This window comes from Simiduia curdlanivorans (genome assembly GCF_030409605.1).
In the GTDB taxonomy this organism is placed as follows: Bacteria; Pseudomonadota; Gammaproteobacteria; order Pseudomonadales; family Cellvibrionaceae; genus Simiduia; species Simiduia curdlanivorans.
Genome location: NZ_JAUFQG010000006.1, coordinates 490,512 through 515,524, shown reverse-complemented (window position 1 = coordinate 515,524; position 25,013 = coordinate 490,512). Strand labels below are relative to the sequence as shown.

Sequence of the window (25,013 nt, the reverse complement as noted above, 5' to 3'; positions counted from 1 at the left end):
AGCAGGGTTCAAGTTGGTTTAGGCCGGCTTAAACTGGCACCGCGTTTACTTCTAAAGCCCGTGTAGATATTGTTTGCTTATCTCCGGCCACTTTTCCACCCAGCAGCAATGGTGATCAAAGTCCTCTAGGGTCACGGTGGTAATCGGCGCTTGTGGAAAGTTGCGCTTTAATTGCGTCACCCATTGTTCGATAAGTTGCTTGGGGACAATGTTATCTCGGCCACCAGAGAAATGAATTTGCGGAACTTGGGCGAGCGCTGCGTTGTAATCGTGAATAGATAGCGAATCACTAAGGCTGCTGACCTGATGTAAATTGGTCCAGGCCTTGTGATCGACCGGCGCGGCGACAGTGATGAGTTGGCTGACGCTTTTTTCCCGCGCAGCAACAAAAGCCGCTAAGGTTCCGCCACCTGAATAACCCACTAAAATCAATTTATCTGCGTTGTGTTTTTGTTTCAGTTGCAAGAGTGCCAGATGCGTCGCCGCGATGACCTGCTCTGAATAGCGTCCGCTGGTCCAGCGTTTTATGTCGCAATTTTTTAGTTGGCTCGGCGCGAGAAATTGGCAGGGCCTCGAGAGGTAGACCGCCTTGCCGCCCTGATGTTGAATCGCCAAGCCTAATCCTATGGCATTTACTGGTGTAGGGTTGCTCGATGCACTGTGGCGCGATGCCCAGGCTTGGCCATCACCCTCAAGATAAATAAATAAGTTTTTTTCCCGGGCTTTGCTTGGCTTTTCGGGTGCCGAAAAGGCCATGAAATTAAGTTGCTCGGTGGCAATGATTTCACGCTGCCATTGGTGTTGTCGAGCGAGTTTTTCGGGGTCGTAGGGTGAGGTAGTGGTGCAGGCGATGCTCGCGAGTAGGGTGGAAATCAATCCAAAGAGTGGCAAGCTTCGGCGCAATATCGAGTTCATAAATAGGTGTAGGGAGGACTGACGACCATCAGGATAACACGATAGTCGTCAGTTTTGCCGCTGGCTTAGAATTCGTAGCGAATGCCGCCCGAGATGGTCTTTTGATTGTAAATGCCCATATCGGCCAGTTCGCGATAGTTCAAAAACGCTTGAATACCGCCGGCTGCGGGGCCGTTAAGCGTGCTTTGGCTGGCGCCGCGCAGTACCGCTGCAACACCGAATTCAAACACTTTGTAGTCGCTGTCCGGTCTATTGGTGGGCAGAGAGAAAAGCGCATCGCCGCTAATAAAATCTTGTATCTCGGCGTAGCTCGCTTTGACATAACGCGTGTCCGTTTCCTTTTGGCCCACAGTTTGAATCTCGACGTAGGGGATGTAAACACCGTGTTCCGTGTTGACGACGTATTGCGCTTTTAGTGCGAAGTAAGACTCTAAAGATTTGATCGTTTGCGCTTCAATAAATAAATTGTAGCCGGCTTGATTCGCGTCTGACTCGGTGTAATCACCAATGGATACTTTTTGGTAATTAATACCGATGGACGGCTCGATAGAGAATGCGTCGTTGACCTGAAAGCTATAGCCACCGGCCCAGTTGGCCGTGACGGTATTGCTATCATTGGTACTTTTAGCCTGGGTGTCTGCTCCCTCGACGTTAATATTTTGCGAGTCAAATTGCACGTCGCGACGGGTGCTAAAGTCATTCCACTGATAGCCGGCAGAAAGGCTGGAGTACCACTGATCATTCTGGAAAAGTAAGAATGGCAAAATCGACCAGCCTTGCATATTTACCTTGCCATCCACGGCACCGCTATTGACGTCAAACTTAATATCTTGTTCGCGGTAGCCGATTAAGCCACCCACTATCCAGTTGCTGTTGAGCCTATAATCTAGGCCTGCGTTTATTTCGGAGCCGTCTAGGTCGAAGCCATTTTCGAGGGCGCTAATTTTTTGCTCGCCAGTGTTGTAGCTGCCATTTAGAAAACCACCCCATGGCGACCATTGATCACTGGCGGTATCACCAGCATTCAATCCACTGGCCGAGACGCTGGCGTGGTGCGCGAGTGCAGGGCTAGATGCCTTTAAGGCAGCAATGCGGGTTTGCAAATTCGCTTGTTGGGCGCTGTTAAAGCTCTTGGTCATGGACTCTTGGGTTGAGTATTCCTCGCCGGCGGTCCACTGCAGGGCCGCAGCCAAACCGTCTATGTCTAGACTCAAGCTGGCATCCGTCGGGCCGCTGTTGGTAAGTTCATTGGCGGTGTGAACCAGTTTGCGCACATTTTCCCACACCACAAGGGTACTGCCTGTGCAGCTAAACACTGGCTGGGCGCCTACGCCGGCGATAAAACTTTTGTTTGTTGTGAAACTCGCTGTTGGCTCGGTGCCATTGCCTTCGGGGATTGTTTCGAACTCGCCAAAACTTTCTTCGCAGCCCTGAGCTAGTAACTGGTCGTAAACGGCTTGCGTCGTGGCGGCAGCGCGCTGTTGTAGTTCTGTTTCAAATTGACTGCCGAGCTTAGTGAAATCAGCGTTAGCAATTTGGCTTACGGCGGCACCGAGCCCGGTGATTAAAATAGAGAGTGGTAATGTGTGTTTCATGTCATTTCCTTATGAGGTGTTTGGTAAGTGAGCCTTAACCGCCGAGTTAAAAACTCTATTTTAGTAAGTTATTAACGTCTGGCGTTGTCGCGGCGCGGGCACGAGTCTTGTAGCGCGCATTTTACCGGCACTAGAACTTGCCGGCTAGGCGCTTTTGGGTGCAGAAGGGCTATTTGTGAACTTTATCCGCCAAAACCGTACGATAGTGTTAAGAGGTACATGGGTTTGCCTGCTCGTTGTCGTTTGATGCCCCCAATGTTTTTTCATTGTGCCGACAGGTAAGGTTTTTTTCGCTGCGCGTGAGGCTAAGCTAGGCGGTCAAAGGAGAGCTTATTTAGAAAGGCTGTGAGAGGGAGGCGTTTCATATTGGCTTACTTGGGTTGATCAAAACCGATACACACTAGTCGATAGATGGTGTAAAAACTTGGCATCAGTAAATAAGCCTCTGGCGCCAACAGACTTTGGCGCCAGAGGTATTCGTTAGTTTTGTTGGCCGTCGGTAAACCAATCAACAATCAATTGGCGCTGTGCTCCGGTGATTGAAACGCCCACCATACTCGCTGAACAATCGCTCAGGTCTGTATCGTTAGTGATACAGGCCTGGAAATTGATAATACGGGTTTTGGTATTTGCATCTGTGCTCAGGTGGCAGCTCGTGCATCCAACCACATCCACAACTTGAGTTTGAACATCTGCATAGGAGGTCAATGTTCGCACGTTGGCGCTTGGGCTAGACGCGTTTGAACTAAGGCCATTAGCATTCGCGGTTACCCTAAAGGTGTAGTTGGTGTGGCTAGTCAGACCGGTCATGGCGCGACTGACACCGTTGATATTACTCACCAGACTTCCTGAAGAGGGAATCACCGTGTAGCGCACGTTGGCGCCATTGCCGGCCGCTGACCAATTCACCGTGATTTGGCTGGTGCTGTCTACCGTCGCCGAGACGCCCGTGGGTACGGCGGGGTAAGTTGCGCCAGAAGCCGTGTTCGATACCGCCGACTCGCCCCCGCTGGTAAGGGCCGTGATTCGGTAGCTATAACTGGTCGCTACGCTCAGGCCCGTGTTGGTGGCGCCCGTGCTAGTACCCGCCACGTTGCTCAATACTGGGGTGGTGTAGCCGTCGTCGCTACGATAGACATTGAAACCGGTGATGGCGCTACTGCTTCGCGCTGGCCAGCTCAATACGATAGTGCTGGTGTTACCACTAACTGCCGCCGCACTGGTTAGCGTGGGCGCCGCGGCCAGAGTGCTTAGGCTGGCGCTGGTGTAAGTTTTCGATAATTCAGCGTTTGCCTTGGCAAATACGCGGTAGCCATAGTTAGTGGCTGGTGTGAGACCGGTATTGAGAAAGCTGGTGCTTACAACGTTGCTGGCAATGGCGGAACTATAGCCATCGTCGCTGCGATAGATGTCGTAAACAATGGCACCGTCGTTGTCGTTGCCTGTTGCCGCAGTCCAATTAAGCTGCAAACTGGTGGTGCTTATCGCGCTAATGCCCAGGGCGCTGGGCGCTGTTGGGGCGGTGGCGGCACTGCGTGTGGACGCAGCACTGCTGCTGCCCTGCAACGCCGTTACCGTATAAAGGTAAGACTTGCCTGGCGTCAAACCCGTGTCTACATAGCCCGGCACGGCATTGTTGACCGTAAGTCCGGTGCGCGAAAGGGTGTAGCTTTCTACCTCGGCTGCCGGTGAGCCCCAGCTCAAGGTAATTTGGGTGCTGCTGTTTGTGATTGCCGAGTTAAAGTTAGGCGCCAGCGCCAGCGTGCTGGCGATGTCGGTAACCAGTGGCGATTCAACACCGCCGATTTCTGCGATGAGTTGGTAGTTGTGAGTGGATGCCGGATTGAGTCCGGTATCGGTGTAGCTGTTCGCACTGCCCAAGCAGCAGCTGGCAACCACCACAAAATTGCCGTCGTTATTATCTCGGCGCAGTATGTAGCTGTCGGGTGTAAAGGCTACCGGCGGTGTCCAGGTTAGAACAATTTGTGACGCATTGGTGTAGCTGGCCGCGTTGACATTTGCTGCAAAATCGCTCGGTTGGCCGTCGCCAGCTGAGGCCGTGGTGATGTCTGACGAGCTCTGTGTGTTCGAGTAAACACTGCCTGCCGCACTGGTTACTTGATAGGTGTAAGTACTGCTCTCGTTTAAACCTAAATCTACATATTGAGTGGTGGCTGGTGTGGCAATTTCTGCGTAATTACCACTGCCTTCGCGGCGAGCTAGGACGTAATGGCTTACATGGCCGGTTGGAGCAGTCCAATCTACAACTACTTGGGTTCGCGCGTCATCACCGGGGTTAACCGCAAGGTTGGAGACTGGTAATGGCGGCGTAGTGACACTGCTGGTTGCCACCAGGTTTGATGATTCAAGGCTGGTTTGCGCCGCCACTGCGTAGCGATAACTGGTGCCGGGGGTGAGCCCGCTGTCGTTAGTGCTGGTGCTGGTTAAGTTGGATTGAACCATGCTACTGGGTAGTGCTGGCGTGGCGGGATAATTGGCTTGGCTGCGTGCCAGCGAATATTGGGTTGGATCAGCTAGGTTGGCATTGTTGCCTAGGGGTAGATCCCAACTCACGCTAACGCCGGTGGACGAGGTAGCAGTTGCCACCGGATTGCGCGGGCTTAGGGCGAGGGTAGTGGCGCTCGCTTGACTGGATGGGTTCGAGACAAACCCATTCACGACACTGCGCGCGGTATAGCTATAACTACTTGCCGATGTTAGGCCGGTATCGGTAAAGCTGGTGCTGGTCAGGTCGGCAATTTCAACTCCATCGCGAAAAACCTTGTAGCTATCTGGCGCAATGGCAGAGGGCGCTTGCCAGTTAACTTGAATCGCTGAGGTATCAAGGCTCGGGTGTACGCTTGCCGCTAGGGTGCTAGGCGCAAAAGTCCCCGCTGTGCTGGTGTCTATTTGCACGACAGATAAACCGCTGCAGCCCGCGCCTGGTTGTGAGGCTGTGCCGTTCAGGTCTTGCAGCGCGAAGGTTACCTGATCCACACCGCGCACAAATGGATCGTTTAATGCGTAGTCAAAGCCTTGGCCGTCGCTGTTTAGGGTTGCGCTACCTAAACTGCCTTGACCGAGGGTGGCAATGCGCACCTGGCCATCGCCGAGCTCGGTCATACGGGCAACCACGGGAATTTGCAATGCGCCTTCATTGGTTAAACTTGACGTGTTGGCCGCTATGCAATCGGCTAGGGGAGTTCTGTCTTGGGTGCTAATAGTTTGGCTGCTGCTGGCTTGTTCGCCATCCGCATTGGTGACCGTTAAGGTGACTTCGTAGTCTCCGGCTGGGGTGTCTGGGTTAAACGAGCTGGTGAGGCCTGTGCTGTTCACCAAGCTGGTCATCGAATTATCTGGCTTGTTGGTAATTTGCCAAAGAAAATCTTTGGCAAATTTACTGGCGCTGGCATCGAGTACGACGCTTTGATCTATGTTGGGGTTAGCTGGGGTTGCAGTGAATTGTGCCAGTGGCGTACCGGGAAAGGTGTCTAGCGTTAGATTGGTATCGCCGCGCGCAATGATGTGTTCGCGCAACAGGTCGGCTGGCGCTTGCGCATCGTTTTGATAGGACACCCAAAAGCGATCCATGGACAAACGCGCCAAGGGCATTAAGCCTTGAACGTAGGTGTATTCTACAAGTTTTTCGTTGTTAAAAAGCTCATCATAGCTGTCGAAATTAGTTTTCTCGTTAGCCATCTGGGTGTGGCATATACGGCAGTTGCGGGCAAACACCTTGTGGTAAAGCTCCGGCTCGGCGGCCCAGCCCGGTTGGGTATAGGCGCCGTTAAAGGTGCTGTCTTCCGGTAGTTGATCCACCGGTAATTCCAGCGCTTCATCGCCGTACCAGCCGTGTATCAGCGCAGTGGCCGCCGCGTGTCGCTCGGGTTCGCCAAGATAAGTGGCTAGCGCGCCGAGGTTTAACTTTTTAAATTCGGCTTCTTGGTTTTCGCGACTAAAACGCTCGATTTTTTCCTTGTTTAGCTCTGTTACCTTTAAACTGGGCTCAACTAAATTTGGGTCTTGCGCCTTGGTATAAAGGAAGGAATCGAGATCCCACGGAATAAAAGTAGCGCCTAGGTCAGCGTCGGCTAGATCCAAAAATTGCTTGCCCACACCGGGGTAGCTCTGGTGGCAGGCCGTACACACATTCGGTAAAAATTGTTCGCCCCTGCCGTCAAAGTTCATGCTGTTTACGCGCACGAACTTGCCGCTGCGCTCGTCTTGAATAAAGGACCAGAACTTTACAATTTTAGGGTTTGCTCCTGCTGGGTCAGGGTTTTCGCTGTATTCCATGGCAACAACGGCGAACTCTTGTCGCTGTTCTAAACCTGTTTCCACCGTTGGGTAGTTGGTAACGTAAGAGTAAACATTGCCATTGTCGGCTTTGCGTAAATACATATCGCGGCCGAAGCCGAGGTCGTAATTGTTGACATAGAGTGCGTGCGCAATACTCGGGTCTGAAATGGCTTTGCCGTTGGCATCGTTAAAGCCAGCGTAAATTAGCCAGTTGTCCAGTGTGGCAAAATTGCCCTCTGGGTCTATTAAGGCGTAGTAATTACTGGCCGTTACGTTATTTTCTATTCCCAGTTGATTTAATACATTGTTGGTTAATAGGTTTACGCTGTTTTGGCCCAACCAAGTTTGCAGTAGCGATCCGTTGGTATTGTTGTTTGTGCTATTACTAGGTGCGCTCAATTGATTGGCATTAATGATTGTTTTGGCTAGACCAGCTTGTGCCGCTTTTAACGTGGCTTGCGCTGAGCTAACACCTGAACTTGGCTCCAGGTCACTGGCAACTAAGGTCTGACCGTCGTTGTCGAGGGCGAATAATTCGAAGCCCAGATTGGCGCTTACCACGCGAACTTGAATTTCTAAATAGGCGGTGCTGATGTTGTAGGGGTCTAGCCGCCTGTTGCGGTTTTCAGTTTCAAAGTTTTTGTTAATGTCATCGGCATTAAGGCGTGCTAGTTGAATTGTGAAACTCGGGTTTTTAGGTTCAGTTAACGGGTCGTAGTTAGCCGGCGTCGAAAAGTTAGCAGGAAATAGGGCGTTAACTTGCTCTGTGTATACCGATATTTGATCTAAATCGCCGTCGCGGTTTTGCCAGTGGGCAATAGTTTCCACCTCGAGTGCAATTGGCTCTGGTTCATTGCCGGTGGTGCTACCCGCTTGCAGCGCGGCTAATAAGCGAAGGCTGTGGTCTGGCGTGGCAGGGTCTGCCAAAAAGTGATCCACATCGTTGATGGCGTACACTTCGATATGGATTTGCGCCGTATCGGAATTGTCGTTCCCGTCAATCGCGGTAAGCTCAAAGGTCAGTAAATTATTGGTTTTCACTGGTGGTGCGGTAAAAGCGACGGCATTTGAGGTTCTTTCCACGAGGGTTACCGGGGTGCCGGAAACCTGTCGCCACTTGTATTCCAATATGGGGGCATAGTCGCTAAAACTGTCTTTACCGGTAAGCACAACTTCGCTGTTTGAGCGCACACGGTAGCTGCTACCCTTGGCAATAGCGCCAAGTACGGACAATTGCGCCACCGGCGGTAGGTCGTCTTCTTGGTAGCCAACCTTGCCTTTGCTATCGCCGCCACAACCGACCAGACTGAGAGAGGCGATTAAAGGTAGTGCTACAAGGCCTAAACGCATGTTATGAAGTGTAGATTCCATGGTGTGTACTCTGTCCATTGCGTGTGCAGTAACTTGAAATTAAATTAAAATTCGTAGCGCAAGCCGCCCGCGATAATTATTTGTTTGTAGTTGCCTACTGCCAAAACTTCGCGGTAATTAACAAATGCTTGAATGCCACCGCTGGCTGGCCCATCTAAGGTTTTTTGGCTGGCGCCGCGTAACACCGCAGCAAGTCCTAAACCGTAAATTTTGTAATCGCTGTCGGGTGCATTAGTGGGTAGCGAAAAACGTGCGCTATCGGTAAGGGTAGAGAGTGCATCGGCATAAATGGCATCAATATAGCGATCGTCGGTTTCATGTTGGGCAAAAGCTTGCAAATTTATGTAGGGGATAAACACCCCGTAAGCAGTATTGACGACATACTGGGCTTTCACGGCGAAAGTAGTTTCGAGCGATTTAATTTTCTGTTCGAGTACAAAAAAATTAAAACCATCGTTTTGCAAGTCTTGCTCGGTGTAGTCACTGATGCCAACCTTTTGGTAGTTAACACCGATAGATGGCTCGATTGTGAACGCTTGGGTAATGTTAAAGCTATAACCCCCGGCCCAGTTAGCGGTCCATGTGGTGGCGGTATTGGTGCTGATTGCTACAGTATTTACACTGGCCACATTAGGGTTAAGCGAGGGATATTTGATGCTGCGTTCGGTGTCGAAATCTGCACGTTGGTAGCCAACCGATAAGCTGCCGTACCAGTGTTCACCTTGAAACATTACGAAGGGCATGATTGACCAGCCATTCATAGTAACGCCGCCATCAACGATGCTTAAGGACGAATCGAAATCAATTTCTTGGTTTTGGTGGCCCACCAGACCACCTGCAATCCAGTGTTCGTTAATACGGTAATCTAAGCCTCCGTTGATTTCCGAGCCATCAAAATCAAAGGCATCTTCGCGTTCTGTTGGGTCTTGATTGCCATAAGTGTAACTGCCATTTAAAAAACCACCCCAGCGCGACCATGCATCACTTGTGTCGTCCCCGGCATTTAGGCCGCCGGCCCAAGCCGATTTATTCCCCTCCGGATTAGACCAGCCAGCGATGGCAAATCCACGTGCACCCGCACGCAAGGCGGTAACGCGAGAGGCTAGGTTGGAAAGTTGGCCACTGGTGAAGCTGTTGGTCATAGACTCTTGGCTGGAAAACTCTTCGCCGGCAGTCCAGCGCAGGGCGAAGCCTAGGCCTTCTAAGTCTGTATCGAGGCTGTATTCCGTGGGCCCAGTGCCAGTTATTTCATTGGCGGTATGAACTAATTCACGCACGTTTTGCCAAACGATAAAAACACCCGCGCTGCAAGTGTCGGTAGGGGTGCGATCTTGGTCGTTGCAGCCTAATTCTTTTAATTGCGTGTAAGTGGCCTGGTTGGTCTGCGCCGACAACTCTTCGAGCTCTGACTGGAATTGGCCTTCTAGTTCGCCGAGGTCTGCAAAAACCGGTGTAACCAGCAGGCCCGTTAATGCCAGCGTAAGGGGCGTTTTGTTAAAGGTAAATGTGCTCATCTGTGACTTTCCTATTTTTTGCAGTTACCTTGGCCTAAGACTTTTTCGGAATAAAAAAGAAATCGCCCACTTCGTGGCCGGCACCTTTAATGGTTTTATATTCAGGTGTTTGGCTGAACTTCACGGCTTTCGCCGACTTGGTTACCTCAGCTTTTAGCTGCAGAAATAATTCGGGCGCAGAAAATATTTCCTTATTGGTATTTAACGCTTTAAGAAATGCTTGCGTGAAGATCGAATGGCCGGTGTTTACGCTATCCAATACCGGATTGTCGCCACCTGAGGTGAGCAGTAATCTCGAGCGTTTGTCGGCTTTATAGGCAATGTATTCGTCGGTGTATTTGCCGTCTTCGCCCATCATCAAGAAACCTGGTGCGCTGGATAAAAGCCCCGAGTAACAAGAGTCGGCTACAACCAATACACGCTTTGCTTTAAAGCGCGCTAGATGGCGGGTGACAAATTCATTGGCTACCCAGTAAGTATCGCGTGGCGGTGCTTCGGCATTGGTTGGCAACCAATAGCCAGCTTCTGAGTCGCCTGAGGCTAAGCGCGCGCCGTGACCGGCGTAGAAGATAAGTAGGTTGTCATTCTCGGTTAGTTTTTCATTAATATTGTTAATGGCTTCCATCACGCCAACATCGTCGGCGTTTATGACTTTTGTTACGGTAAAGTTATAGCGCTCGGTCAGCGTTTCGGCTATGGCGTTAATGTCGTTGATCGGGGTTTCAAGGCTATTAATGTTTTCATAGTTTTGCACGCCAATAACAAGTGCATAAAACTTTCCAAAGTTAATGTTTTTCAGCGAAACATCTGACGTGCTGCCCATGGATTCTATTTTGCCAGCCACTTTCCCGCTCGCCGTTGCTGCTGTGGGCGTGCGCACAACCAGTTGGTCGGTGCGTGGGTAGAGAGCGACTTTTTGCTGGGCCGTTTTCGCTTCTTGTTCGAGTTGTGAAACGATGGCGTTTAGCTCTTGTATTTGGCCTTTGAGTTCGCTGTTATTTGCTTTGACTAAACTTGCGTTTAGCTCGGCAATTTGGTTTTTCATGGCCTTAATTTGAAGGTTCTTGCTACGGATCTCTTTGTTTAGTGTCTCGGTGATTTCAGCCTGCTGCCGCGTCACACTGGATTGAAATACCAAGTCGTCTTTCGGTAACCCCCACGCTTGCCTGTACCATTCGAGGGCGGCAATTTGATCTTTTTCAACCCCTAAGCCTTGCTCGTAGAGTGTGCCAATATTAAATTGGCCGCGCTTATTGCCTTGGTCGGCGGCTTTCTTGTACCAAATGGCGGCCGCTTCGTAGTTAGGTGAACCACCTGTGCCTTTTTCGAAAATTTCACCGACATTGACTTGCGCCTCGGCGTCACCTTGTTCCGCTGCCGGCATCCAAACGGCTAAGGCTGTTTTGAGATCGGCGCGATCATAGGCGACATACTCGCCGCCGCGGGTCTGACATTCTGCCGCGGTGAGCGTAGCGGGGCGGCGTGGCGTCATGTAAGGCGTATTGCCTAGCATGCGAGTTTGTCCTGGTAGAGAACAATCCACTACCTGAAGTTCAGCGATACGTGCTGTGCGCTGTTCTGTGGCCGACATATTACTTTGGTCGCCAGCTGATGAGGCGCAGGCAGCAAGACCGATTGCTATTAGTGGATAGGTGATGAGGCTAATAGTTGAGCTTAGGTAGGACGATGTTTTTTTCACGTTAATCTCCATATCATTTTTCCGTTTGATCGCTACAGTTTTTTAGTGAGCTTTTCCAGCAAGGGTTTGTAGTGATCGTTTCTTTGAATAAATTCGTATTGGCCAATTTGCTCGAGCTGGCTGATTAGATAGTCTCGCTCTTCACCGGCGGCCATATTCTTTGATGTGCTTTCAAGTGCATTTAAAATACCAGCGGTATAATCTTCCACGTCGTCATTGCTGGGATGTACGGCATATACTTTTTCTAAATAGATGATCGCACCATTGTAATCTTTAAAGGCGAGAGCCTGCTTTGCATTGGCTAAATTGGATGTCACGATCATCTGTTGAGCTTCGGGCAGATCTGATAAGGGGACTTCATCGCTAACGGAGTCGATAATCACGGCATTGGCGATCAGTAAGGCCGCGACCACAAGCCCCGCAATCGAAAGTCGCTGCGCTCCTTTTTCGGCCCAGTTTAGCTGCGATAAAAATTGGCTTACGCTTTGAGTCCTGCTTTCTTTGTGCAATGCTATGGCGTTGCTAAGTAAGCGGCCATACAGAAATCCAGGTGGTTTTAAATAGCTCGGTTTGATTTTTTCTTCTTTTACTTCGGGTGCATATCGGCCCTGGTAGGGGTGTTTGCCGGTGAGTAACTCGGCGGCAATTAAGCCAAGCGCATAGATGTCATCCCGTGGGTCGGGGGCTTGGCGCTCAAACATTTCGAGGCTAGCGTATTTTGGTGTGATGGCGTTGAGGTCGCCGGCATCGAAGCTGTCTTTACTGCGCTCATCGTTAAAAGCCCGGGCGATACCGAAATCTAGGACTTTTACTTGGCCAGAGTTGGTATAGAAAATATTGCCGGGTTTTAAATCCGAGTGAACAATACCTTTTGAGTGCGCGTATTCGAGCGCCAGTGCTATTTCCCTGACCGCTTTAATGGATGCTTTCTTATCCAACACAACATCGGTCTTACCTTTCAAAATGTCGTCGAGTGGGTGGCCTTCTAACACCTCCATGGTCATGAAGATGGTGTCGTTGTCGCGGTCAAAATCATAAACCGTGATGATATTCGGGTGCGCCAGCGACTGGGTTTTTTTGGTTTCGCGCTGCAGCGATTTAAAGGCGTCGGCGTGCTGGGAAAACTCGTGCGACAACAACTTAATGGCCACATAAGGTTGCTGGTCGTCGGCTTCTACTTTGCGTAAATCCACCGCTTTACAGACGATGCCCATGCCGCCTTGGCCGAGTGTTTTTTCAATGATGAAACGTTCTTTAATAACGTCGCCACCGACGGCGTAGGGCACGTGCAGGGTATTGGTCAGCGGGTTTAGCGTTTGGGTTCGGTTGCCGCTCTGGGTCGGAGAGGTAGTTTCTCCAGTGCTGGTAGTCGTGGCGGGTGTTGCGCTTCTTGCCACCGTTCTATCGTCAGTTTCTTGTTCCTGTGTTTTTGGCTCGGGCGAGTCATTGCTTTGAGCGACAATCACGGTTGCCTCATCTTGCTGGCGACGGGAAATGACGGTTTTGTCGTCATCCGGTTCAGCGGGCGTGTTAATTGGCTCAACTTTTGGCATTAGTTCTGCTCTTTTCCATGTTTAACGACTAAGACTGGGCGCTGTTGGTCGTAATTGTTGAATGTATCACCGCAACTGCTGGCTTGGCGCAAGAGGCGCGGGTTTGGCTGCTGAGCTTTCACTCAATCCATTTTTTCCGGTTACTTAAACGCCAAGGCTAAGACTACCGCTATGGCTGCTAGCAGGGTAGCGCCGATAAGAAGAGGCTTTAACGGTGACGTTTTTTTCGTTGTTGCCTCGCGTTTGACCGTGGTGCTTTGGCGCGCTTGTACTTCGATGGGTAACAGGATCTGGCACTCTACTTGACCAAAACAAACTTTATCACCACTTTTTAGAAAGGTAGTTAAGCCTTTATTACCATTTACGAAGGTGCCGTTAGCGGACACTAAATCCACCAGCTTCCAGCGGTTGCCGTCGCTAATCAGTTGCGCGTGATTGCTCGACACACTGGGGTGATCGATGCAAACGAAAGAGGCTTCGCCACGGCCAATACTCCATTCTGCGGCGTCGGCGTCGACGTCAGGTTTCAGGATGAAGCGTTTGCCTTCAATAGGTGCCGACAGGCCGACCAGCGTTGCAATGCTAACTTTTTCAACCTTGGTGGCCTGGTTTGCCTGCAGGCCAGCAATGCCCGAGGCGCCTAAAATTTGCGTGCCATCTACTGCTTGTTCGCGCTCCATGGCCCAAGAGGGCGGCAGGGTGCTGGCGCGTTTAGCCGATTCATCTTCGCTTTTATCGCCCACAACGGTGGTGTCATCGCCGCTGATGTCATTGTCATGTTGGCTTTCGAATACTACGTTGTAGCAAACCGTATCGAACTTTAGCAGGCTGCCGTGTTTGGCGAGTACTTTGCCAATAACCGCTTTGCCATCGACAAAGGTACCGTTGGAGGACTGCAGATCTTCCACCCACAAGCCCTCCGCACCAGGGCTTAAACGCGCGTGCTTACGCGAGGTCTGGCCGAGTTTAATGATGAGGTCGCACTGATCGCCTCGGCCCACTATCATTTCTTGGGTGACGGCAAAGCTTTGTTTATCGGCTACGGAAATCAACTGGCAGTTATAGGTTGTTGTATTCATAGTGTTCACTCTGCGTCTTCATCCAGCCTATCGCCTTTGGGTGCGACATCGAAGATGTAGTCTGTGCTGTGCCTCGTTCTGAGTTATTGATAGAGCTAATTATCTATCTTTGTATCTATCGATTTAATTAGTTATTTAATTGTTTATTTTACCCAGTGCCTTAACAAAGGCACCGTGATCGAATCGGTATTCATCGGCAACGCTATTATAAAGTGCGTCTAAGGCTGGTAGTAGGGTTTGTCTGTCGCCTAGGTCATAGGACAGGCTTTCTAGCGCCAGAAACACTTGTTCGGCGCTGGTAAAGTCTTTGTAAGCGCCTTGTTCACCGAGTTTAATCAGTTGGCGACGTATGTTGGCTAGGTCTGCTGCTGTGGCTGCTTGTTGGCGAAGTTTGGCTTCGAGGCTGACCAAGCGATTGTCTAAATCGGTTAAGGCGAGCGCTAATTCTTGTTGGGCTTGGGCCTTATGCAGTGCAGCCACAGCCTTGTGCCAGGCGCCAGATTGCTCTGGCCATAGTACCTTAAAGATCACAGCGATCATATCGAGGGCACTGTCTTCGAGGCGAATGCTGCCCGCGGGCAACTGCCTGCTGTCATCCTGCGCTTGCCCGCGCGCCGGGTTCATGGGTCTGTGGCAACTATGGCAATCGTAGATGGCCAAGTTTTCTGCCGCTAGGGTGCCGGCATGTTGCTGTATTAGCGCCAGGCTGCGCTTACCACTTTCCATTTGCCCAAGCATCCAAAGGCTGCCGGGCGCAGGTTTACCTTTCCGGGCTTGGTAGTCTGCATCAATTTTGTAGTGCCCTGGCTGATTCGCGGTAAAGGTGTCTAGCTCGAAGGTAAGGCGCGGGTGACCGGCAGCCATCATAGTATGGTCGGCAAATTTACTGCCCGTGCCCTTGTGGCAAGACAGGCAAAGTGCCGATCTATCCAAGGCGTTTTCAGTAGGGTATAGGCCATTGGCGATATTGTCCGCATGGCTCACCTGCGGTTCAGTATGGGATTTTAACCACTTTTCCGAGCCGCCATGGCAGGCCTCGCAGCTGACGCCGTCACTGAGCTGAAACTTCTGGCCGCGCTGCGCTGCGGCGACATTATCGGCGTGGCAATCGAGGCAGGCCTTGGCGGTGTGGGCGCTGCCCAAGCCCAAGCGCTGGGCCATGGCTTTGGATCTATCGGTGAGAAGGGTTTGATAGGCGCGCGAGTGCCGGTCTTGGGTCGACCAAATATGGTATTCGTTGAGCCACACATTGCGGCCCTCAACGGCGGCCACCTTGCCGTGGCAGGCCGAGGTAGCGCAGCTGGCAACCCCGTTATGAACTGCCGGCGCTTGGTCGGGCGTGAGTGGCGCGGCTTGCCCGTAGCTCGATAGACTTAAAAGCAGGCCGAAAAAGGAGGCAGCATGGATTTGCAGCCTAAGTTGGCGTGTCATTGCTGGCCTCCTTTCGCGTTGTCGGTCACCGTCCAGGGCTTGCCATTGGCATTTAAATACAACTTCTTCGCCTCTTCGGCGGTAAAGGGCCGGGCGCCCTTGCGGCCAAATACGGCAATTTGACCGCCGGTTTCATCCACGCCTCTGTCTCTGGGGAGTGGGCGCGATAGTGCCTGCGCCGCTGTGTCTGTGGGGTAGTGGGCGATGAGTTCGGGTTTAGGCTCCGGGTTAAAGCCGTAGAAGTTAGGTTGGCTGGCCGGTGAAAATAACTGGATCACTTTTAGGCCATTGCGGCCGTCGGCCACATAGGCAAACAGCGAGGCATTGGTGGCCGCGACCACCACATCGCGGCTGTCGTTGAGGCTGCCGCCGGCGTTAAAGCGGGTCAGCAGCTTTGGCGCTTCGGGTCTTTCAATATCGACAATGACAAGCCCCTCTTCACCCGCAGCGACATATAGGTAGGCGCGCGAAATACTCATTTTTTGGCCATCGTTAAGCGCTAAGAATGCTTTCTCTACCCGCTGGGGTTGATAGGGGTTGGTGATGTTAACCACGCTTAGGCCTGCGCCGCTGGTGACAAATAAGTACCTGAATTGCAGGCTGGTTGCCCGTGCATCTTGAACCGGTAGCACCGCTGCCAGTTTCGGCTTTAGGGGTTGGTCTAGGTCTAGTATCACTACCGAGGAAGGTGTGGTGATGTAGACGAAGTGGCCAGCAATCGTTAAGTGGCGCGCGCCAGTTAGAATGCCGCCGTCGTTCCAGGTCAGTGCGCGCGCCAAAAAGTTATTGGTGGGTATACCGTCGGCCAAGGTATCCACATTGGTTAAAATCAACCCTTCCTCGGCATCGGTAATGAGCGCGTAGTGGTAGAGCGGGTGGAAGGGTTGCTCTTGGTTATCGATACGCATCAAATCGCCTTGGTTGCGCTCGGGTGCGATGGGTTGCACGCTGGGTAGGGCAACACAGGTGGCGGCGCGGCTTTTTATGCGCGTATCTTGCCCGAGCGGGCTCACCGGTGCGCTCACTAAGGCCTGTGAAAAGCCCTTGTTGGCAATGTTGGCGGCATCGTAAACCTTCAGGCCATCGGCCTCGGCGCTGAATAGATATTCGCCGCGTAGCTGTAGGCACTGGCTGTTGTTGGCGCTGTGCTGTTTGGCATCTTGCAATTGCCGCTTGTTATCTAGGTGCGCGGCAAAGTAATCCGGGTAGGCGTAGCGCTGTAAGTAGCTGCCTATTACGGCTTGGGGTTCGTCCCACTCGGTGACTTTGACGGCGTCAATGGCGCCGGCCGAACCGAGCCAGGCGTTGTAACCCAAAAAGCTGACGGCATTGGTGCCCTGCATTAACAGCTGCGCCATGATGGCATTGTTGTCATTATCGGCAGAGAGATGGCAATCGGTGCAGGTTTTGGTTTCGGTTTTTCGCGCCGTGTGCGGGTAGTGGGCATTAAACGCTTGCGAGCTATAGCCGCTGGCTGCAACGGGTGGTTGTTGAATGTAAATTTTTTCGCGGTTGGCATTGGTGGACGATAACACCAAGGCCGATGAGGAGCGCACCGGTGCCACCTTGCCGCCTTTGGCCGGCGAGCGCTTGCCGAGTAAATACATTTGATCCCCCGCTACTTGCGGGTTGTAGGTGGCGAAGTTGCGCGACTCGCCGCCTTCGTAGTGATGCCGCTCCGTTTTCGCGTTGGCCTCAATGGGCAGGTGACAACCGCCGCAGGTGTTAGTCCAGGAGGTATGGCAGGCGTAGCACTCCATATTGTCGTAGCCATGGGCCAAGTCTTGGCTTTCGCCCGCGTTCGCTGGCCCCCAATGTTGTTTTTCCGTGTCTTTGCGCATTAACTTGGCGCGCGCGGCTTTTTCGTTGTAACCGTTGTGGTTCGCATTCACCGAGTCTTTCACTAAGCTCATCTGCCACTCTTTGTCCGGGTAGAGCATGGAGCGCTGGAATAATGTATCGCCTTGCCACTCGAAACGCTTGCGGCCATCGGGGGTGCGCATCAAGCTCATGTTGGTGCCGCCTTCCAGTGCAGCCGGGCCGGAAGTAAATAAACTGGGGTAGGCAGACTCGGTGCCGTGGCAATCCACGCAGCTGACTTCAACCGCCATGGCAACTTCGCCATAGATAAAGCCGTTGCCGTGGTTGTCTTGGGCAAAGTGGCAATCCACGCAATGCATGCCCACGTCGACGTGAATGGATGACATGTGCACCGCTTTATCGAATTTTTTCGGATCGTCATTGGCGACGATGCTGCCTTGGTCATCGAGTAAGTTGCCGCTGCGGTCGCGTTTAAACACGGCGCGGAAATTCCAGCCATGGCCATGGTAGTCGGCGAACTGGGTGTCTTGCATTTGATCGTTCTTTTCCCATACGGATTTTAAGAAATCCAAATTCGCCCAGTTGCCGCGCGGTGCCGCGCCTTCGGGGTTGCGATCGAGCACCTCGCGCATTTCCGCGGCGCTGGGGTACTGCTGTTCCTTCGGCCACATCATTGCCGCGTCGGACTCGTAATCCCACATGGTGTAACCCAAAAAAGTATTCATAAACATATTGGGTTGGTGCATGTGGCAAATCATACATTGGCTGGTCGGCACGGCGCGGGTGAAGGTGTGAGTCAGCGGGTGACCCGATTCGGTTTTATCGATGGTGGGGTCAGTCGTTGTCGATTGACCGCTGTGGCCAAATTTTGCATAGGGGCCAGAGTGGCGCTCGTCGCGATCGTTGGCGTACACCACATGACAAGAGGCGCAACCCGAGTGACGGTAATCACCCGGTTGATCATTGGTGCCCATAAACCAAGTGAGTGGATCATTGAGCCGGGTTTTGGTGATGTTTAGTATCGGTACCGAAATGCGTTGACCGGTGCCGGGGCCGCGATTGGATTGCCGAATGTCGGGCCGGCCGGGTTCTTCTAAGCGCTGAATTAAGCCGAGGCTGTTGGGAATACCCGTTTCCGGAAATAGGTTGAGTAAATTTCTGCCGCCATCTTCAAACACGCGAAAATTGTCGCCGGGTTTAACCGTTTCCCAGGCCGGCAGCGGGTAAAGTTTATCGATAATACCCGCGGCTTTTGCGGCCTCCTGTAGGTGCTCGGGAATCACCGGGCCTAGGATGACTTGCGCCTGGCCATTGTCGTCGTAAGACTCGCCTAAAATATAATTTTTATAGGGCAGAATGCCGTTGTTGTAACTAGCGCCACCCCACAACATGGCACCTGTCGTGTGCATGCTGCGCTTGGAGGCTTCAATAATTTCTTGGTGGCATGCGCCGCAGGCTTGCTCTGCCACGCGGTAATCCGATGGGTTAATAAAGCGTACAAATTCGCGGCTCTCTTGGTTTAGCAACGCATAGGTTTGCACAGGGTTGCGGCTGCTCGGCCAGGCGTCTGGGAAGCGCGGTAACACGTGCGCCTGTTGCATGAGTGCGAGCTGCTCGCCGGCTAGGGGGCGAATTAACTGGGCGCCTTGGCTTAAGCTGATTTTGGCATTGCCGCCGTGGCAATCGGAGCAACCTAAACTGATGGCTTGGCTGACGTGCATGGTTTTTGAATCGCTGGCCGTGTGGCACGACACGCAACCGGTACTTTTTTCTAGCGCTTGTTGTTGCGTTTGCGAGCGCGGTGAAGGCGGCGCCACCTGGTATTCGCGCGCTACCGCGTCGCCGTATTTACTGCTGCTAGCGAAGCTCGCTGGGGCTGCCAATAAGCCAACACTCAGCGCCAACACAAAGGCGAGCCGATTGGATCGGCAAAATTTATGGAACAACGGAATAGCCATGGCGCTGCCTGTATTTTTATGTGCCATCAGCACTGTCTTGCGGGCTGATGGCATTGCGATTTGAAGTCCTGTCATCGTGATAGCGCTCGCGTCCAGTGACTCAGTAAGTCAGTATCAGATTAACTAAAACGTAATTCGGATTTTCGTCTTTATATAACGCTTTGTAGCCATCGCCACTGATCAGTTTTGCCACCGACGCACGCAACACCACATTCTGGTTATTCAGCGGCCGATAGATAATCGCGGCGGAAATATCGTGGCCCAAGTTGCGGTCGATATCACCCTGATTGCGCGCAGTTTCCAACACGGCGGTGTTGTCGAACTGCAAGTAATTCCAGTTGGCGCTAAGGCGCAGTTCGGGCAACAGATCGAGATCAAAACCCACACCCAGCAGCCGTAAACCCGGGTTGGTAAAGTTAGATTGCCCCTGCTCTTTGGACGAGCGCAATGACGGCAGTAAACCGTTACGCCCCGATAGCGCCACGCGTCCGCCGCCAATTAACGGCAGCGCTTGACGAATCCAGTAGCTGTTATCGGCGCCAGCAATGAGCGGGTTTTCAAACACGGCGTCGTAGCCCGTAGACACATCGTCAAAGGGATCTTTGTCGCCACTGGCGTAAACCAGCGAGGTGCGGGCGCGAATCCAGTCGAAATCCATGGATAACTCTGTGGCGGCAAAAAATGCGCGAATGTCGTTGTGGGTGTCGACAAACACGCTGCCATTTTCTTTGCCCAGCGCGGCATAGGTTGATACCGACGCGTTGAGCCGACCTAGATGGCCGTCGCCACTGTAGCCTAAGTAGGTGACATCGTAACTGCGCCCAACTTCGCGCCCGAGTGAAGCGGGGCGGGCGATAAAATCATTGTTGTCGTAGTAGGTGTCGGATTCGCGATTGCGGTTGTATAGCAGGCTCAGCTGCGAGGTAAAACCCTTGCGCGGAAAATCTTGGCGGTAGAGGTTGAGCGCGAAAATATCGTCGTCGCGCAAGGCTTGGTTAGTGTCGTTTAAACCGCTATTGGTATCTTTTTCTAAGCGCCGAAACCAGGCCACATTGTATTGGTAGATATTGTTGTCACGGGTGCCGAATAAGCGAATACCGAAGGGGCTGTCTTGAAACAAAAAACCGCGGAAATCATTGGTGAAGGGCTGAATGCCCACGCGAATACTGTCGAAGTCGTATTGCTCTGACACATTGCGAATATGGTAGTCGACAAAGGCGCTCTGAATGCCGATGTGATTATCGTAGCGGCTATAGCTATCGCGCGGGTCGGCATTGACGCCTTGAATTTCTTCCAGCTCAACCCGGTTGTAGTTGAACACTGGGGTGAAACGAAATTCAAAATCCGGCGGCCGAAAGGTGGTGTCGCCCTTGTAGTAGACAAATTCCATGGCCAAGTTTTCGACCAACACATCCTGCGCACTGTTACCCAATATATCTAATTGATTCGGGTGGTTGGTGCTAATGGCGCCCACTGGCGTCGGAGCGTCGCGCTGTTCAAATACCGTGTCGGAAATGACCGTGGTGACGAAAAACCAATCGTCATGCAAGGGTTTGTCGCCCTTGAGTGGGTTTCTGTTGTATGGGTCCCACCAGCGCTCTTGATAGCCGAGGCTGTCGACAATGCGCCAGCGGTCGGGCACCGGAATGGCATCGGGAAAATCGGTAACTTGAGGGCGCAATAGGGTGGTCGCTTTGCGCGGCAGGGTGGTGCGGCGCTGCGCTTCTAGTCGAGCAGCGCGTTCGTCGTCGCCAGGTCGGCGAGCATCGCTGCGCTTGTCCGCTGTTTGCTCTGTTGCGTTTGGTGATTGCTCTGCGTCATTACTGGGAATGCATTGGGTCTGACCTGTGCGCCGGCGTTTCGTGGTCTGTTGTTCGCAATCCGCTTGCGCCAATAATTCAGCGCTGAAGCCGAGTATAAAACTGCATAGCAGCGGGCGAGTAAAATAGGCGGCTAAACGGGCTAGTGGTTGGGCGTTAAGTTTTAACATTATTTGCCCTCACAAGGTGTTTGTTCGGCGCTATCCAAAAAGGGCGCTTGTGGGCATTGGACAAAGCGCAAACGCACTCCTTGGGGCGTGAGCTGATCGGCGCGCATGGCCATGGGTGGCCGGTTAATGGCGCCGCCGAGGGCGAGTTCCGCTTCATATAAACCGAGCATGGCAATCATATCGTCTTGATCGACACCGTCGCCCGACACGCCAATGCCACCGACTAATTGATTGCCGCGATAAATGGGCACCGAGCCGGGAAAAATTTGAATGCCGTTGGCCAATTTTTTTGTCGTTAAAGCGGAGACTGTTGGCGTTAGGTCGGCCGCAATGGCGATGCCGCCGCAGCCTGCGCTCACGTCCGGTACGCCGGCACCGGCGGTGGCCAGCACATGCTGCAATATGCCATTGATAACCAAGTCGAGTTGCAAGCCGGTGGAGAAGGGGCTCCAAGAGCCGGCCGCTTTGCTTAGCGGACCGGGGTTGGCACCGTCTATGCCATCGGGAAAAGTTGGGCGCGAAAGATTGCCGCCGGCGCGATCGGAAAAGGCCACGGCGCCATCGGCCAAGGCCGTGGGTGCATTTAAAAAGGCACGCAAGGCGGTGACATAATTGTTGAGATTAACCGAGGCCTTTATCGCCACTTGGGTGTCGTCGATCAGTAAATAATGGGCATCGGGTAATTGCGCAATGGTCGCCGCAGCATCTGCCGAAGAAAAGAATGCCGCGGTGCGGGCTTTTTGCACGGACACATCGGCGCCGAATATTGGCGCATCTTTGGATCGAATAACGCCGAGAATATTGCCGTCTGTGTCCACAATGCTAATGGTAACCCGCGCCGGCGTATTTAACGGCCGGCGAATTTGGGCGCGGCTGCGATTGGCAATTTCTAACGCCTTTACCAATAGGGTTTCCACCTCATTGGCTTGCAAGGCATTGACGCCATCGCTGCCATTAATAACTGGAAAGCGTTCAATATTATTTTCGTCCACCAAGACAAAGCTATCGAGCCCGGTAAAACTGGCGGCCGTGGCCGGTCGAACACCGGAATTATTTTGCCCGAACACCGTACCCGCAATAATGTTGGCCAAGCTATAACCCGGCGTGGCGACCAGGCTGTTGTTAATCGCGTCGAGCGCGTCAAAATTAATCGCTTGGGCTGGGTCGGCTAACAACTGATCAGTGCTGACGTCGCTGTAGCGCAAAGTTTTACCATCCACGGTGATATGGTCGGCGCGCCGATCGATAGGTGCCTCAAAGCCAAAAGTGGCGGCCAAGGCAATCAATTCGTCGAGGTTCCTGTCGTCGTCTGTGATGTTTGCATCAAGCCCATAAAAACCATCGGCCATCACCCCAACACCGCCCACCACCGTGCCATTTTTATACAGCGGAAAACCGCCAGGGTCTGCTGATAACCCCAAGGGCGAACGCTTCGGGCCCGGATCGGCGCTGCCGGTGAACTGGCGCATAAAGTCTGAGCAGGCTAACTGACTAAATTGCACGCCGAACAAGGGCCCGGCGGGCTGAAAAAGTTCACCGGGATTGAAATGTTCCTGCACAATTTGATTCGCCGTTCGGGTGGAAAAGGCATTGCCCTCGGTAGATAAATAGGCGCCGGTTAAGGCCTTGCTGATGGCCGCTAGGTCGTCAATTTTTAATGGCGCCGCAAGTGTTGGCAGCACAATGCCTTCTAAGCCGCTGTCTATCACACCGCGGTTGCCGCTTGCATTGCCGTCGGCTTCGGTGTTGGTGCTAAGGGTGACGCTGTGAGCCGCGGCGATATTCATGCGATACACCGCCAGCACATTGCCAACCCTATCGGTCACCGCAATGGTTGCGGCGCTGTTGTGCGCTTGTGCTTCTTGCGCGGCTTGGGCAAGAACGGTTTTGACATCGGTTATCGATAAAAAGTCGCCGTTATTGCAATCGCCGGCACAGGTACTAGGGCTCGAATTGGAACCGCCGCCGCAACTGATTAACAACGCTAATGGCAGGCAACGCAGGGCTTTGATTGTGGGCTTCATGGTCTGGCTCCAGGCTCAGCAGTTTCTGCCATGAACGCTGTTATCGGTGTTGGCACTTGGTTGCCAACACTACGGCGGGTGCTGTTGAGTAAACTTTTTGGATGGTACTGATGGCAAGACACGCACTGCATGGGCACTTTATTACCTTGCTTGTTATCGCTGTGGCATTGGCTGCAGTTAGCCATGGCGGGAATCAAGATGTCGGTGCTGGTGGTTGAGCTTTGCGCTTCGTGGCAGCTGCCGCACAATAGATTTTCGGTTTCACCGCTTTGGGTTAAATGGCTGCGATGATCAAACTGTGCGGCGGGGTACCAGTCTGAGGTTAACCGCACCGGCAACAGTTGCCAGCGCGATTGCGCATCCACTCCGTCGATTTTTTCGATGTAATGGCAAGTCACACAGCCGCTCTGGGAAAATTGCCGATCATTTTCTGCGGTTGCTTTTTGTTTTGCGCACACCACATCGCCTGTGCAATCGGAGGCGGCATCGATTTTGGCGGGCAGTCGGCGCCGCTCAAAGGTTGTTTGGCTGTTATCGCCGAAGGCCAGGGCTAAAAAGTGCGCTTCCAAGGTGGGGTAGATATTGGCGATATCGCCGTGTGGTAATTGTTTTTTCGGTTGGTTGGGGTCGAAGCTAAGTTCATGGCAGCTGATGCATTGTTGCTCCATGGTGATGGGCTGAAAATGTTCCCGATCGGCGGACAGACTATGGCAATTACTGCATTGTAATTGCGTATCGTTTAGTTGATCGCGCACTTTGGTCGCGTCTAAATGCACTTGATGGGAAAATTTAAGGTGACTATTTTCTTGCGTGTGGGCCATGTCAGCGATTGCGATCTTGTTCAGCTGCCACTCGGTAGAAAGGCTTCCCAATTGTTTGCTGACGCGGGGCTGCAATAAACTAACGCGAAACTCGGGATGGCTCTTGGCGCTGAAGCCTGTCGCTACCGGGGTTAAATTGGCGTGGCAGGATTGGCAAAGGGCATCGTTGCGGTTGGTGAGTTGTTGTGGTTCGTTATGTTCTTTGTGGCAGTTTTGGCAAGCCTGATCGGCAAACAGTGCGGCGTGTTGGTTGTCTACGGTGGTGTGGGTTGTGGTGCCGCCGTGGCAGTGGGTGCAGGCTTGATCTTGCACCGGCACAAAGGCCTGTTCGTGGCAGGATTCGCAGCGCTCGCCGATAGCGACGTTATGGGCCGAGTGCAGTGGGCCTGAGCTCCAAAAACTATCGGCCACATAGCGCGTTATGGGTTGTTTGTTACTCGGTTCGAGCTGTAAAGAACGAACGGAGTAGTCGACCAATGGCAGTAACCCTGCCACCAGTAAAATCACAATGAAAGCCATCCAAGCTATGGGCCGCGTGCGCAATTCTGTTTGGGCAAGTTTGGTTTTATAGGCGTTGGCCAGCAACCCGCCGCCAACGGCGGCGGGTTGCCAAATAATGGCCAGATCAAAACCGGGTGGTGGCTCGCTAATAACTAGTTGATGTTGGTCGATAATAATTTCATCGCCCACATTAATCGCCGCGCGTTTCACCGCTTCGCCATTATGGATAAAGAGGCTATTCTTTTCTCCGATCAGTTCGAAACAGTCATCGCTAACTTTTAAGCGCGCATGAACGCCCTTAATCTTGGGACCCAGTAATTGCAACTCTGAGTCGGGCGCGCTACCCATGCGAATGCTTTCGGCCTGTAATTCGTAGTCTGTGAGCTGCGTTTGCTGCTGTTCATCGACAACTTTTTTACGTAAGAGAATATCCATAGTTTGC

General features: G+C 52.6%; 12 protein-coding genes. All 12 read right to left on the bottom strand.

The genetic code is table 11. The annotated features are described in order from the left end of the window. Nucleotides 1-51: 51 nt before the first annotated feature. On the bottom strand, nucleotides 52-915 hold the full coding sequence (locus QWY82_RS16075; RefSeq protein ID WP_290264415.1) for an alpha/beta fold hydrolase: 864 nt from the start codon (nucleotides 913-915) through the stop codon (nucleotides 52-54). A 65-nt stretch (nucleotides 916-980) separates the two neighbouring features. Further along, complete coding sequence (locus tag QWY82_RS16070; RefSeq protein WP_290264412.1) at nucleotides 981-2,510, bottom strand: autotransporter outer membrane beta-barrel domain-containing protein; 1,530 nt, start codon at nucleotides 2,508-2,510, stop codon at nucleotides 981-983. A gap of 480 nt (nucleotides 2,511-2,990) precedes the next feature. Further along, nucleotides 2,991-8,180 carry a fibronectin type III domain-containing protein gene (locus QWY82_RS16065; RefSeq protein ID WP_290264410.1) on the bottom strand — a complete coding sequence of 1,730 codons (5,190 nt, stop codon included), beginning with the start codon at nucleotides 8,178-8,180 and terminating at the stop codon, nucleotides 2,991-2,993. 44 nt (nucleotides 8,181-8,224) lie between these two features. After that, nucleotides 8,225-9,694 (bottom strand): autotransporter outer membrane beta-barrel domain-containing protein, encoded by a 1,470-nt coding sequence (locus QWY82_RS16060; protein WP_290264409.1) that lies wholly within the window; start codon nucleotides 9,692-9,694, stop codon nucleotides 8,225-8,227. 34 nt (nucleotides 9,695-9,728) lie between these two features. Continuing rightward, nucleotides 9,729-11,393, bottom strand: a complete 1,665-nt coding sequence (locus QWY82_RS16055; protein WP_290264407.1) for a caspase family protein — start codon at nucleotides 11,391-11,393, stop codon at nucleotides 9,729-9,731. A 32-nt stretch (nucleotides 11,394-11,425) separates the two neighbouring features. Then, nucleotides 11,426-12,946: a serine/threonine-protein kinase gene (locus QWY82_RS16050; RefSeq protein ID WP_290264404.1), complete on the bottom strand. Its 1,521-nt coding sequence runs from the start codon at nucleotides 12,944-12,946 to the stop codon at nucleotides 11,426-11,428. A gap of 140 nt (nucleotides 12,947-13,086) precedes the next feature. Beyond that, nucleotides 13,087-14,025 (bottom strand): FHA domain-containing protein, encoded by a 939-nt coding sequence (locus tag QWY82_RS16045; protein WP_290264401.1) that lies wholly within the window; start codon nucleotides 14,023-14,025, stop codon nucleotides 13,087-13,089. Nucleotides 14,026-14,160: 135 nt separating this feature from the next. Continuing rightward, the gene (locus tag QWY82_RS16040) at nucleotides 14,161-15,456 is read right to left on the bottom strand and encodes a multiheme c-type cytochrome (protein WP_290264398.1); all 1,296 of its coding nucleotides are present in this window, start codon (nucleotides 15,454-15,456) and stop codon (nucleotides 14,161-14,163) included. Then, nucleotides 15,453-19,289 carry a multiheme c-type cytochrome gene (locus tag QWY82_RS16035; RefSeq protein WP_290264396.1) on the bottom strand — a complete coding sequence of 1,279 codons (3,837 nt, stop codon included), beginning with the start codon at nucleotides 19,287-19,289 and terminating at the stop codon, nucleotides 15,453-15,455. The genes QWY82_RS16040 and QWY82_RS16035 overlap by 4 nt, the downstream gene beginning before the upstream one ends. A 46-nt stretch (nucleotides 19,290-19,335) precedes the next feature. After that, nucleotides 19,336-21,225 (bottom strand): hypothetical protein, encoded by a 1,890-nt coding sequence (locus QWY82_RS16030; RefSeq protein ID WP_290264393.1) that lies wholly within the window; start codon nucleotides 21,223-21,225, stop codon nucleotides 19,336-19,338. After that, nucleotides 21,225-23,249: a heme-binding protein gene (locus QWY82_RS16025; protein WP_290264390.1), complete on the bottom strand. Its 2,025-nt coding sequence runs from the start codon at nucleotides 23,247-23,249 to the stop codon at nucleotides 21,225-21,227. Before QWY82_RS16025 ends, QWY82_RS16030 begins: the two co-directional genes overlap by 1 nt. Further along, nucleotides 23,246-25,006, bottom strand: a complete 1,761-nt coding sequence (locus QWY82_RS16020; protein ID WP_290264388.1) for a cytochrome c3 family protein — start codon at nucleotides 25,004-25,006, stop codon at nucleotides 23,246-23,248. The genes QWY82_RS16025 and QWY82_RS16020 overlap by 4 nt, the downstream gene beginning before the upstream one ends. Nucleotides 25,007-25,013 lie beyond the last annotated feature (7 nt).